General features: G+C 66.5%; 11 protein-coding genes. 2 read left to right on the top strand and 9 right to left on the bottom strand.

Translation table 11 applies throughout. The annotated features are described in order from the left end of the window. Positions 1-158: 158 nt before the first annotated feature. Positions 159-1,628: an LVIVD repeat-containing protein gene (locus IW252_RS05385; RefSeq protein ID WP_231365914.1), complete on the bottom strand. Its 1,470-nt coding sequence runs from the start codon at positions 1,626-1,628 to the stop codon at positions 159-161. Positions 1,629-1,744: 116 nt separating this feature from the next. On the opposite strand from IW252_RS05385, the gene IW252_RS13630 reads away from it, so the two are divergent. Then, positions 1,745-2,509 carry a DUF305 domain-containing protein gene (locus tag IW252_RS13630; RefSeq protein ID WP_196835623.1) on the top strand — a complete coding sequence of 255 codons (765 nt, stop codon included), beginning with the start codon at positions 1,745-1,747 and terminating at the stop codon, positions 2,507-2,509. On the opposite strand, the gene IW252_RS05375 is transcribed toward IW252_RS13630, so the two are convergent. The 6 genes from IW252_RS05375 to IW252_RS05350 all read right to left on the bottom strand — a co-directional run bounded on the left by IW252_RS05375 (position 2,506) and on the right by IW252_RS05350 (position 8,809). Continuing rightward, entirely contained in the window at positions 2,506-3,108 is a 603-nt protein-coding gene (locus IW252_RS05375) for a YdeI/OmpD-associated family protein (RefSeq protein ID WP_196835622.1), read from the bottom strand. The genes IW252_RS13630 and IW252_RS05375 overlap by 4 nt on opposite strands. A gap of 22 nt (positions 3,109-3,130) precedes the next feature. Then, a complete protein-coding gene (locus IW252_RS05370) occupies positions 3,131-4,297 on the bottom strand; it encodes an AI-2E family transporter (RefSeq protein WP_196835621.1) in 1,167 nt (388 codons plus the stop codon). A gap of 35 nt (positions 4,298-4,332) precedes the next feature. After that, entirely contained in the window at positions 4,333-5,826 is a 1,494-nt protein-coding gene (locus tag IW252_RS05365; protein ID WP_196835620.1) for a DUF5129 domain-containing protein, read from the bottom strand. Positions 5,827-5,835: 9 nt separating this feature from the next. Continuing rightward, positions 5,836-6,819: an aldo/keto reductase gene (locus IW252_RS05360; RefSeq protein WP_196837121.1), complete on the bottom strand. Its 984-nt coding sequence runs from the start codon at positions 6,817-6,819 to the stop codon at positions 5,836-5,838. Positions 6,820-7,138: 319 nt separating this feature from the next. Next, complete coding sequence (locus tag IW252_RS05355) at positions 7,139-7,300, bottom strand: hypothetical protein (RefSeq protein WP_196835619.1); 162 nt, start codon at positions 7,298-7,300, stop codon at positions 7,139-7,141. 228 nt (positions 7,301-7,528) lie between these two features. Then, positions 7,529-8,809: an acyl-CoA dehydrogenase family protein gene (locus IW252_RS05350; protein WP_196835618.1), complete on the bottom strand. Its 1,281-nt coding sequence runs from the start codon at positions 8,807-8,809 to the stop codon at positions 7,529-7,531. 151 nt (positions 8,810-8,960) lie between these two features. Here IW252_RS05350 and IW252_RS05345 point away from each other — a divergent pair, with 151 nt between their 5' ends. Continuing rightward, entirely contained in the window at positions 8,961-9,797 is an 837-nt protein-coding gene (locus tag IW252_RS05345; RefSeq protein WP_196835617.1) for an SDR family NAD(P)-dependent oxidoreductase, read from the top strand. A 33-nt stretch (positions 9,798-9,830) separates the two neighbouring features. On the opposite strand, the gene IW252_RS05340 is transcribed toward IW252_RS05345, so the two are convergent. After that, the gene (locus IW252_RS05340; protein ID WP_196835616.1) at positions 9,831-10,523 is read right to left on the bottom strand and encodes a TetR/AcrR family transcriptional regulator; all 693 of its coding nucleotides are present in this window, start codon (positions 10,521-10,523) and stop codon (positions 9,831-9,833) included. A gap of 38 nt (positions 10,524-10,561) precedes the next feature. After that, a complete protein-coding gene (locus tag IW252_RS05335; protein ID WP_331271450.1) occupies positions 10,562-12,061 on the bottom strand; it encodes a DHA2 family efflux MFS transporter permease subunit in 1,500 nt (499 codons plus the stop codon). Positions 12,062-12,064: the final 3 nt, after the last annotated feature.

Raw genomic sequence — 12,064 nt, 5'->3', positions numbered from 1 at the left:
GGGTATTGAATTTACCCGTACCATACGTGAAGAGTTGCGCCGCAGCGGCCCGGCGTCCACTCCCATGCCACCAACGGCGACGGCGGCCCCGGCCCAACGACACCCAGTGTGAGGTCGCGTCGGGCCGATGCCGCCGTCGTCGGGGAGCAAAGGTTCGGTTAGAACTTTTGCTGCATCTGCGGGTTGAGTTCCTTCAACTTTTTGGCCTTGGCGTCAATCGCCGGATCCAGAGTGAAGACGTCGAGTCCCAAGTCCAGATCATTCGAGTAGACGTAGCCGTTGTAGTAGTAGGAAGACCAGGTTCCGCCGCCGGAGAGCCCCTCGCCGCGGTCGAACCACGCGATCTCCTTAGGGTTCTCAGCATCCGTGAAGTCGAAGACAGAGGTGCCGCCCTGGTACCAGGACTGGACCATGAGGTCCTTGCCCTTGACCGGAATCAGGGAGCCGTTGTGCGCCACGCAGTTCTCATTTTCCGTGTTGATGCGCGGGATCTTGTAGTAGGAGGCAAACTCCATCTCGTTGTCCTCGATGGTGTAAATGCCGTTGGCGCCCAACTCCGGGCCAAACTCCTCGGTACACGTGGCCCAACCGCCGCCGCCGAGCTCATCGGTGAAGATGACCTTGGACGCGTCATTGTTGAAGGTGGCCGAGTGCCAGAACGCGAAGTTTTCCGTGTCCCGGACGACGTCGATGACTTCTGGGTTCTCGCGATCAGAAATGTCCATCAGGATGCCGTCGCCCATGCAGGCGCCCGCGGCCAGATCCTTCTTGGCGTACGTCGTGATGTCGTGGCAGCCGGACGTCGCACTGCCGCTGCCACCCGCGTAGCCGCCATCCGGGAAGAGGACGGGCTCGGAGACGACGGCGGCCGCCGCCGGATCCTTCACGGGAACCTTGACCACGGAGATCAGGTCGTGCGGGGTCTTGCAGTTGGCCAGCGCGTCATTCGGTGAGTAAGAGGACACGTAAACGTACAGGTCCTTGCCGTTCTTCGACGGGGCCAGCGAGTTCGTGTGGGAGCCGCACTTGGTCTCGACGGCCTGGATGTACTCCGGGTTGAGCGGGTCGCTGATGTCGAAGACGCGGATGCCTTCCCAGTAGTTCTCCGGGTCATTGGTGCGCTCGGCGTTGCAGGAATTGTCCGTCATGCGCGCATCGACGGACGTGATGAGCAGGTCGCCATAGACCGAGACGTCGTTCTGCGAGCCGGGGCACTTGACCTCGGTGAGCTTGGTGGGGACCCCGTTGTCGGCCAGCTCGTAAATCGTGAATCCGTCGTAGTTGCCTGCATAGGCGTAGTCACCCGCGAAGGCCAGGTCAGAACCCGTGCCCTGCAGCTGCCCGTCCATCGGGATGTTGGTCACCAAGTCCATGTTTTCGCTGGCCACCTCGCCAGCGGGGACATCCGGGCTCGCCGCGGACTCGTCGGCCGAGAGCTCCTCAGCGTACTCCGCCTCGGAAAACTGCTGATTCAGCTCAAACGTTTCCTCGAGGTTTTGCCGGTGCTGACGGTGGTCCGGGTCCGCGCTGGCAGCGCTCGCGGTGGCAAGCGTGGAGCCGGCGAGAAGGAGCGCGGCGGTCGCCGACAGCGCTCGCCGGCCCGGGTGTTTGGAATGAATGGGACGCATGGTGCGTCTTCACCTCCTGTATCGGGTGACTGTAGTCTGTCTCTCAAACACCGGATTAGTCCAGACCTTTTCAAAGGTTAAACACAGCCGATACACATCAGGGAGAGGATGTAGGCGTGAAATGTTTCGCTCCTAGTCAAACTCAAATCTTCAAGCAAACGACGACGTCGCTGAAGGCCCGTGGTCGGCGTGCCGGTGCCGCCCTGCTGGCGGGAATTTTGGCACTGGTGCTCGCATCCTGCGCCGCGGCGGGGGCGGCCCCTCCGGAGGGCAAGGGAAACAAGAAGCCCTCGCCCAGCCCCAGCCCGACGGCTCCGGTCGTGATCACGCCGGGTGGGCCCGGCGGCGGCAATGAGTCGGGGGATCCGGGAGGCGGATCGGAGTCCGCTGATCCCGACCCGCAGGAGACGTGGAACGAGGCCGATGCAGAGTTCATGGCCATGATGATTCCGCACCATGCGCAGGCGCTGACCATGACGGATTGGGCCGCCGAGCAGGCCGAGTCGGAGCAGCTGAAGTCCTTGGCGCACCGGATGAACCTCGAGCAGGGGGCCGAGATCAAGGTCATGGCCGACTGGCTGACGGAGCGGGGCCTGGCGGTTCCCGCGGAAGCGGAAACGGGCTGGCAGCCCGGCGGAATGAGCATGCACGGCATGCTGACCGACGAGCAGATGGCTGAACTTCAAGCGGCCAGCGGGGCCGAGTTCGACCGCCTCTTTTTGACCGGCATGATCGAGCACCACGAGGGCGCCATCATGATGTGCGACGACGTGGTGATCACGGGCATCGATGCCACGGTGGAGCAGATGGCCACCCACATGACTTCCAGCCAGGGCGCGGAGATCGCCCGCATGAAGGACCTGCTTGCGGCCCTGGGCTAGGAGGCGTCAGGTGTGGTGAATCCGGGCTGAGGGTGCGGGACTCGGCGTTGTTCGAGCTGGGCGACGAGCTCTCGAGCGCGGCGCGAGCGTGACTCGGCGCGCTTGAGGGTCTGGATGCGAAAGTACAGGGCGTAGCGATTGGTGGCGCTCAGCTCTGCGTACAGGCGCGCCGCCGCGGGGTTCTCCTCCAGCGCGGCGAGGAGTTCGGGCGGGGGCTCGGCCGCTGCGGACCCGGAGTAGGCGCGTTCCCAGCGGCCGTCGGCCTGAGCCGCGGAGACCTCCGCGAGGCCGGCGGGGAGCATCCTCCCCTCCGCCGTGAGCCGCTCTACCAGGCTCACGTTGCGCGAGGACCAGATCCCGCCGGGCCGCCGCGGCGTGAATCGGTTCGTAAAGGTTTCGGCGTCGCGAGCATTCCGGCGCCCGTCGATCCAACCGCAGCACAGCGCCTCCTCGACGGCCTCGGCGTACGTCAGCCGCGTCGTCGTCCCGTTCTTCTTGGTCAGGATCAGGGCGACGCCGCTGCTGTGTCGGTGATGAGCCGCCAGCCACTCGCGCCACGCGTCGGCATCCGGGAGGAGGAGTTCGGGCAGTTCGGCCATAGCGCTCATGTCAATGACACCGTTACCTGCTGGTGGAGGAGACGGACTCGAGCTCCGGGTGGGACCGGCCCGTCCAGACCTTGATGACGGCCCACGCCGCCGCGGTCAGCGGGACGGCCAGCACGGCGCCCACAATGCCGGAGAGCACCGTACCCATGGTCAGCGCCAGCAGGATCACCAGCGCATGCAGGTTCAGGGCGCGCGCCATAACGATCGGCTGCAGGAAGTTGCCCTCCAGCTGATTGACCAAGATGACGACGCCGAGCACCACCAAGGCAATGATCCACCCGTTGGCCACGAGGGCGACGAGCGTGGCCAGAATGCCCGCGACCGTGGCGCCCACCATCGGAATGAACGACGCCACGAAGACGAAGACGCCGAGCGGCAGGGCCAGCGGGACGCCCAGAATGGCGAGCGCGATGCCGATGCCCAAGGCGTCCACCGCGGCGATGGTGGCGGTGCCGCGGATATACCCGCCGAAGGTCTCGCGGGCTTCGTGTCCGGAGGCTTTCCAGTGCTCCAGATGCCGCTCGGGCATCCAGGAGAGGAAGAATTCCCAGATCTTGTCCCCGTCTTTGAGGCAGAAGAAGAGGATGACCATCAGCAGAATGGTGCCGGTCAGGAACGAACCGGCGGCCGATATCCCGCTGATGGCGCCGGCGCCGAACTGGCTGCTGGTCAGGAACGACGTCACGGAGCTCACGGCGTCATTGATCTGATCCTGGCTGATCTGGATCGGGAAATTGCGCGCGTACTGTTCGAAGAGCCGCTGCACCTCGCCGAAGCCCTGCACGGCCTGATCCACCAGCTCCGGCCACTCGTTCATGACGGAGGCCACCAAACCCCACCCGATGCCGCCCAGGACGCTGATGGCACCGAGGAAAACGGTCCACGCCGCGAGCAGGGGGCTCATGACTTTGCGCAGTAGTCGCACCAAGGGCCAGAGCGCACACGCCAGAATGAGCGCGATCAGGAGCGGCAGCACGGCGAGGCTGACCTGTTGGAACGCGACGACAAAGACGGCGAGGATCGCCAAGGCCAGCAGCAGCTGGGCGGCGCGGGTCGCCGTGACGCCGAGGAAATCGCTCCACATACCGGCCACGCGATCCCGCGGTGGGCGGCGGGCGACGACGTCCTCGCTGGACATGCTTCCAGCGCGATTGCGCCGGCGGAAAAGCCCGAGTGACATGATGCTCCTCGTCAGTCAGAGGGTGGGTTAAGGGTCTAAAAACTTGAGGACGAGCCGGTGCCGGAGAACCCGCCAGCGGTGGCTCCGTAGCTGGCGGAGGAACTGGCCGTCGCCGCTTCGACGGCTGCATTGCTACTGCTGTTCCACGTGACAAACAGGGCGGGGTAGAACACGAGGAGCGACGGGTAGGACACGTCGAGGATGCCGGCGTTGGTGCGCAACGGGCCATTGCGCCGGTCCTCGAGGTCATCCATCATGATCTGGCGCTGCTCGTCCGTTTCGGCCCGAGTGGCAATCACTTCGAGGGTGTACGTCTCAAAGAGCTCGGAGAGCTGCACGCGCAGGCGGTGCAGGCCATCCAGCGCCAGGTCGGAGGTCATTTGCCGGGCGTTGAGCCGGTTGGAAATGACCTGAATCTCCGCCCGCGCCGTGCCCGCGAAGTCCAGCAGTTCGCGCGCGGCGTCGGATTCAGCGGCCTCGGGAGCAAGGTCTACGACGCCCGGCACTTCGTCGAGATCCTGCCGGAACGGATCCACTTGGCGCTTCCATGCGGCCTGCCATCCGGGACTCATCGTCAACAGCACCGCTGTGTCCGCGACGACGTCGTCGAAGAGGTCGAGGTGTCCGGCTCGATCCGCCCAGTCATGGGCCTCGCCCACCGCGTCCTTCTGTGCGCGTTCGGCGGGGGTGCGGGCGGCCAATTGCTGGCCTTCGGCCTTCACCGCCACCACGTCTTGTTGGAAGGTTTGGTATTGCTGCAGGACCTGGGCCCCGTAGGAGGAACCGGTGGGAATCTCGGCGGCGTACCCTGCGGTGGTGCGCAGGTCCGCATCGACGCGGGCGACGTGCTCATCGCCTCGACGCAGCGCGTCAGCGAAGCGGCGCTGCCGGCTCGCGCGGGTGGCGATCACGGCAATGCCCGTCCCAGCGGCGCCGAGTCCCAGGGCGCCCACGAGCACGATGAACCCGGGATGCTGGAACCATGGGCGTCCGATCGCAGCGGCTGCCTCCTCGACGCCGGCGATGGCACCGGCGTTCCATTCGCCCGCTCGGAAATCATCCTTGGTGGCATCCTGAATCTCGCCCTGAGCGCCGTCGGATACCGCGCGATCCTCGCCAAAATAGGTGCCGACCAGCCGGGCCTCGGGGTCCACGGCCAAGATGAAGAGGCCGTCGGCCCACTTCTCGCCACTCAACCACTGCGGTGCCTCGGCCCGCGCGTGCTCCAGCACGGCCGCGTTCAGGGCCGTGGCCTCCTCGTCCTCGTCGGTCGGCTGGGCGTCCAGACTGATGACGACGACGTCGGTGGGCTCGCGGAAGTCCACCTCGCCCACAGCGGTGCTGAGGGCGGCGTCGTCAAACACCTGTGCCTGATCGACCACCGTCACCTCGGACGGGGGGACCGCCGAGGCCGCGGGGGCCCCGAGAGTGAGCGCCGCGAGAGCCGCGCCGGCGGCAGCGAACGCGGCTCGGACACCCGATAGGGGACGCGGCGGACGCGGAGTCGAACGATTGACGTGGTGGCTCATCGGGCTCCTTTACACCTGAGACTGCGCGCGCCACAGGTCGACGCTGGGCTCGCCGGAGGTAATGCGGTCAATCAGCGTCAGCTCCTCGTCGGTGAAGGAGGTGTTGGAGAGGGCGCCGAGGTTGTCATCCAATTGTGCGGTGGACGAGGCGCCGACGAGCACGGACGTGACGCCGCCGTCGCGCAACAGCCACGCCAGCGCCAACTGGGGCAGGCTCTGGCCGCGCTCCTCGGCCACGCGGGCCAGGTTCTTGACGATGGCGAGATTGTCCTCGGTCAGGCCTTGAACCGTGGTGCGGCCCCCGGCCGCGGCGGCCTGCGGGTTGTCGACGTACTTGTTGGTGAGCAGGCCCTGCGCGAGCGGGGTGAAGGCAATGGAGCCCATGCCCTCGCGCTGCAGGGTGGAGAGTAGGCCGTCTTCCACCCACCGATTGAGGAGTGAGTAGGAGGGCTGGTGAATGACCAGCGGTGTGCCGAGGTCCCGCGCGATCGCTGCGGCTTCCGCCGTGCGCTCGGGGGAGTAGGAGGAAATGCCGACGTACAGCGCCTTGCCCTGCCGGACGAGGGTGTCGAGCGCGCCGATGGTCTCTTCCAGCGGCACCTCCGGCGTCGGACGGTGCGAGTAGTAGAGGTCCACGTACTCCAGATTCATGCGGCGCAGCGAGGCCTCGGCGGAGGAGAGCAGATATTTCCGGGAGCCGCCGATCCCGTAGGGGCCGGGCCACATGTCATACCCGGCTTTGGAGGAGACGATGATTTCATCCCGGTACGGGGCGAAGTCGGTGCGCATCATCCGGCCGAAGTTTTCTTCGGCGCTGCCGTAGGGAGGCCCGTAGTTGTTCGCGAGGTCGAAGTGCGTGATGCCGCGATCGAAGGCATGCCGGAGGATCTCCCGCTGCGTATCGAAGGGGCGGTTGTCGCCGAAGTTCCACCAGAGGCCCAAGCTCAAAGGAGGTAGCAGGAGGCCGGAGGTGCCGACCTGGCGATACGCCATGGACTCGTAGCGATCCGGTGCGGCCACGTACGGGCGGTGCGTCTCGTGGGTGGGCTGGATCCGGAATTCCGGCACGGCGTCCTCCTAGGGTTAGTCACGTGCTGCTGCTCACTTCATGCTATCCGCAGCCGGGGCTTGTCAGTGCGGTATTAAATGAGCGAAGCACCGGCGTCAACGGACAAGGAGGCGATAAACCGCTGACAACCGGTGCTTCTTGATCACTCGCACCTTGAGAAGGTGATTTCAGCCTAACGGCCCATTCTTGGAATCACCTGAGAGCAACGTTGGAGGCTTCTGGCACTCTTGAGGGCCGGTGTGATCAGTAGTTCGAGGGAGGGTCGGACGCCGGGAAAGACTCGTCTTCCCACTCATCGACTCGCGCGTCGTCGTGGTCGTGCTGGTCCTTGTCCCGGCGTGCCTGCAGCGCTTCCTCATCCGTGGCGGCTTCAGAAGACTTCTTAGTTGGGTCCGTCGTGGTCATGGCACTTCTCCTCTCCACTGGTTAGTTCTAGTCTGCTCCCGTGCGTGCCATTTGGCCAGCTCAGAAGCGTGGTTAAGTGAGACGAGCACCGGTCGGATGGTCTCGAAAGACTGACGCGACCGGTGCTCTCATCACTCGCACCTTCATGAGGTAACCATGACGCTAATCGCTCAAGCTGGTATTTCTCTGAATGGCCTCGGTGAAGTGCGTGGGAATGAGGATTCCCGCTTACGCGAAGGCGGAGACGCCGGTAATGGAGCGGCCGATGAGGAGCGCTTGGATGGTCTCGGTGCCTTCGTACGTGTGAATGGCCTCGACGTCGGCGAAGTGCCGCGCCACGCGGTGTTCCAACAGGATGCCGTTGCCGCCGAGCAGGTCACGGGCGTTGGCGGCGATCTGCCGGGCTTGCCGCGTGCAGGTGAACTTGGCGAGCGAAGCCTGCTCCGGCGTGAGCTGCCCCGCTGCGTCGCGCTCGGTCATGTGGCGGGCCATCAGCTGCATGCTCACCAGTTCCGACTGCATGCGCGCCAGCCGTTCCTGCACGATTTGGCTCTTGGCCAACGGCCGACCGAACTGGACGCGCTGACCCGCGTACTGCACCGCCGTCTCGTAGCATGCCGTGGCATGCCCGACGGCGGACCACGCGACGCCGAGGCGGGTGGCAAAGAGGACACGTGAGGCATCTTTGAAGGATGTGGACCGTTCCAGGACGTGGCTGTCCGGGACGAAGACGGCGTCCATGCGGATGTGCGCCTGCCAGATGGCGCGCAGGCTGAGTTTGTTCTCAATGGTGGTGGCCGAGTATCCGTCCCACTCCTGTTGAACGATGAAGCCACGCACGTTGCCGTCGTGCTCGCCACCGATCACGCGGGCCCAAATAACGGTGATGCCGCCCTCGGTGGTGTCGGCGAGCGAGGCGTTGCCGATCCACTTTTTCTCGCCCGAGATCCGGTAGCCGCCGTCCACGCGCGTCGCCGTCGTCTCCAAAGACACGGAGTCGGAGCCGTGGGTGGGCTCGGTGAGGCCAAAGGCGCCCCACACCTCGGCGCGGACCAGCTTCGGCACCCACTGGGCGATTTGTTCGTCCGTGCCGCATAGGGCGATCGAGCGCATGGCCAGCCCGGCCTGTACGCCGCAGATGGTGCCAATGGACCCATCCGCACGGGAGAGCTCCATGTTGACCAGGCCAGCGGCCAGCGGCGTCATCGGCTCGTAGCCGTCAACGTCCACGCCGTCGCGCAGCAGCCCCAGCGCACCCATGCGGCGCGCCAGCTCTAGCGGGTAGTCGGCACGGTTCCAGAAGTCGTCAATGACGGGCGCGACCTCCTCACGCCCGAAGGTCCGAGCGGTATCCCAGTAGGCGCGGTCCGCGCCGGTGACATCGGCGAAGACTCCGGCCGGGTCCGCGTCGACGTCGCCCCACACCTCGTACTCGGAGGCCGTCACGCCGGTGGGGAAGTTGGCGGACTCTTCGGTGGCCGCGTGGGCGGAGGATTGTGGGCTGGACATGGCGACTCCCTGGGGCGGGCCGGTGCGGCGGTGTGGACGTGGTGCACACCACTATCCACTGGAACTCAGTTCCACGTCAAGAAACTGAGTCTCATGGTGCCTGTTCCCTTGGTAGCGTGATTCCTGCCCACCTCACGGCGTCAGGAGCACAATGACCCAGCGAACCATCCTCATCACCGGTGCCTCGGATGGAATCGGCGCGGCTGCGGCACGCTCCCTGGCCGCCCGCGGCGAACGCCTGCTGCTGGTCGGCCGGACCACAGAGAAGCTGCACGCGGTCGCCGGACCGCTCGGTGCCGAAGCGTTTGCGGCGGACTTCGAGGACCTCAGCCAGGTCCGTGCGGCCGCCGCCTGGGTCCTCGAGCGCACCGACCACCTCGAGGTGCTGGCCAATAACGCCGGCGGGGTCTTCGCCGAGCGCAAGATCACGCCGGACGGCCACGAACGGACCATGCAGGTCAATCACTATGCCGGATTCCTACTCACCCAGTTGCTCATGGATTCGTTGCTCGCCGCGCGGGGCGTCGTGGTGAATACCTCCAGCGTCGGAGCGCACGCGTTTGGACGCCTGCGGATGGATGACCTGGATGCGTCACGGAAGTACCGGGCCATGAAGGCCTACGGTGACTCGAAGCTGGCCAACATCCTGCACGTCCAGGGGCTCCACACCCGCTACCACGAACGTGGATTGGCGGCGGTGGCCATCCATCCCGGCAACATCTCTTCCAACTTCGCCCAAGAGACGGGCAGTGCGCTGATGCGCCTGATCTACAAGACCCCCGTGTCTCGCTTGCTCAGCCCGGCACAATTCGGCGCGGACAATCTCCTCTGGGCCATGGACTCCGTGGCGAAGGAGCCGGGGATGTCTGGCCACTACTTCACCGAACACCGCCGTCCGCCCCGCACGCCGCATCCGCAGGAGGACGACGTCCGGCTCGTCGAGGCCCTTTGGGCCGAGAGCGCGCGCCGCGTCGGCGTCGAGGGCTAGCGTCTGCGCGGCGTCCGGCGACCCCGTGAACGCTCAGGAAGTCCGGCTCCGCAAGGCCGAACGCACCGCCTGCAGCACCTGGCCTTCGTCCGCGGAATCCAGTACGGTCACGACCACCGCGCTCGCGGCCGCACCACGCGGTTCCGGCGCGCCGGGCACCGCATGATCGGGATCCAGTACCTCCGCATAGCGTGCGCCGAGCGCGCGGAGGTCCGCGGCCAACTGTTGTCGGTGCGCGGCGGACGGTTCGGCCAACCAGCGGCGCAGGTGGAAATTGTGGACAGCCACGACGGCGGCGCTGTACGCGACCGCCTCCGCGGGATCAGCGAACACGCCCGCCAGCCCCTGGCGGAACGCGGACTCGAACCGGTGCGTGCTGACCAGCTCGCGGTCGCGCAGAGCTGGCACGGCCACGAGCAACCGGTGCCGTAGCTCGGCCCGCTCGGCGTCCGCGGTCAGGTGGTCGAACACGCCGAGGGAGGCGGCCACGACGACGTCGCCCACCGGCTGCTGCGCACGCTCGCCGAGCCGTTCGGTCACCGAGGTGATGACGTGCTCCATGTCGGCAAAGACCATGCCCTCCTTGGACCCGAAGCGGCGGAAGAACGTGCTGCGGCTGACGCCGGCGGCCGCCGCGAGGTCTTCCACGCTGGTCGCGCCGAATCCTTGGTCTAGCAGCAGCCGGAGCGCGCTGACGGGGAGGGCGGAGTCGCTGGCAGAGGTCATGGCGGGGAATCTAGCACGGGTGGGCCGGGGGCGGCCTCCTAGCGGCCCGTCACCGTCTGTACAGTGCCCGAGCGGCGAAACCCGAGGCAGAGGATCCCACCCACCACGGCCGCGAGGCCTGGCAGGAACATCGCCTCGCCGAGCCCGGCGGAGACAGCCTGCCCCAGCGCAGCCGGCACCTGCTGGGACATGACCTCGGAGAGGCCGCCCGGCGCACCGCCGTCGTGCCCTGTGCGCGCGACGTGCGCTGCGATCCGGGCCTCGATGAGCACGGCCATCATGGCGGAACCGAGCACGGCGCCGATCTGGCGGGTCATGTTGTAGACGCCCGAGCCGGCGCCAGCGTTGGTGGGTCCCAGATCCCGCGTGGCGGTCAGCGAGACCGCCGGCCACACGAGCGCGTTGGAAACGCCCATGAGGGCCGCGGGGATCAGCAGCCAGAGCACGGAGATGCTCAGCGGCAGCATCATCCCGAAGGCGATGATGGCGGCGCCGAAGACCAAGAAGCCGAGGACGGCCTGCGTGCGAGGGTCCTTGCGGTTGACGCGACGGCCAGCGTAGCGGGCCATCGCGGCACCGAGCAGGGCCATGGGTGCGATGACGAGCGCCGCCTGCGTGGGGGTGAGGCCGCGGACGGACTGCAACTGGAACATGACGGGGATACTCAGGGTGGTGATGGCGACGCCCATGCACGCGATGGCACTCGTAGCGAGCGAAAAATTGCGGTCCGCGAAGAGGTTAAGCGGAAGCAGGGGCTCCGTGCGGGTGTGGCGCTGCCACCAGATGAACGTCACCAACAGGGCGATTCCCAGGGCGATCATGTGCCAGATCCCGAACCAGCCGACGACGGGGCCCCAGTCAAAGGTCTCCGCCTCCTGAATCCCAAAGACCAAGAGGAAGACGCCGGCCGCGGACAGCAGCACGCCCGGGATGTCAAAGCTGCGCGCGTGCGTCGGCAGCGCCGGGACCTTGCGCAGCACCCGCCAGAAGGTGAAGATCCCCAGCGGAATGTTGACAAAGAAGATCCATTCCCACCCCAGAGAATCGGTGAGTACGCCTCCGAGCAGCGGGCCGGTCAGCGAGGCCAGCCCGCCCGCCGCGCCCCACAGGCCCATCGCGGCCCCGCGCCGCTCCGCCGGAAAGAGGCGGGTAATGAAGGTCATCGACTGCGGCGTCATCAGCGCGGCCCCTAGCCCCTGAGCCACGCGGGCAGCAATGAGGTTGGGCAAATCCGGCGCGAGCCCGCACCAGAGGGAGGCGGCGGTAAACACGGCGAGCCCGGTCAGGTACAAGTTTTTGGGGCCGAACCGGTCTCCCATGCGCCCGGTGATGAGCAGCGGCACCACGAACGCGAGCAGGTACGAGCTATGGACCCAGACGACGCCGGAGACGCCCGTGTTGAGGCCGGCCATGATGGCGGGCATGGCGGTGGTGACGATCGTCGAGTCCACCAGGATCATGAAGAACCCGATGACGAGCGCCCAGAGGGCGCCCCACGCTTGGCGGTCGTCGGCGGCGGTGTGGCTGGCTGACGGCACGGG

The sequence above is a fragment of the Zhihengliuella flava genome, from assembly GCF_015751895.1.
In the GTDB taxonomy this organism is placed as follows: Bacteria; Actinomycetota; Actinomycetes; order Actinomycetales; family Micrococcaceae; genus Zhihengliuella; species Zhihengliuella flava.
The sequence above is the reverse complement of the archived record's forward strand: the minus strand, read 5'-3'. Positions and strand labels throughout refer to the sequence as shown.

Excerpts from the sequence above, each read along its gene's own strand:
- IW252_RS05385 (WP_231365914.1), bottom strand. The coding sequence starts at position 1,628 with ATGCGTCCCATTCATTCCAAACACCCGGGCCGGCGAGCGCTGTCGGCG.
- IW252_RS05375 (WP_196835622.1), bottom strand. The coding sequence starts at position 3,108 with ATGGCCGAACTGCCCGAACTCCTCCTCCCGGATGCCGACGCGTGGCGC.
- IW252_RS05370 (WP_196835621.1), bottom strand. The coding sequence starts at position 4,297 with ATGTCACTCGGGCTTTTCCGCCGGCGCAATCGCGCTGGAAGCATGTCC.
- IW252_RS05365 (WP_196835620.1), bottom strand. The coding sequence starts at position 5,826 with ATGAGCCACCACGTCAATCGTTCGACTCCGCGTCCGCCGCGTCCCCTA.
- IW252_RS05360 (WP_196837121.1), bottom strand. The coding sequence starts at position 6,819 with ATGGCGTATCGCCAGGTCGGCACCTCCGGCCTCCTGCTACCTCCTTTG.
- IW252_RS05355 (WP_196835619.1), bottom strand. The coding sequence starts at position 7,300 with ATGACCACGACGGACCCAACTAAGAAGTCTTCTGAAGCCGCCACGGAT.
- IW252_RS05350 (WP_196835618.1), bottom strand. The coding sequence starts at position 8,809 with ATGTCCAGCCCACAATCCTCCGCCCACGCGGCCACCGAAGAGTCCGCC.
- IW252_RS05345 (WP_196835617.1), top strand. The coding sequence starts at position 8,961 with ATGACCCAGCGAACCATCCTCATCACCGGTGCCTCGGATGGAATCGGC.
- IW252_RS05340 (WP_196835616.1), bottom strand. The coding sequence starts at position 10,523 with ATGACCTCTGCCAGCGACTCCGCCCTCCCCGTCAGCGCGCTCCGGCTG.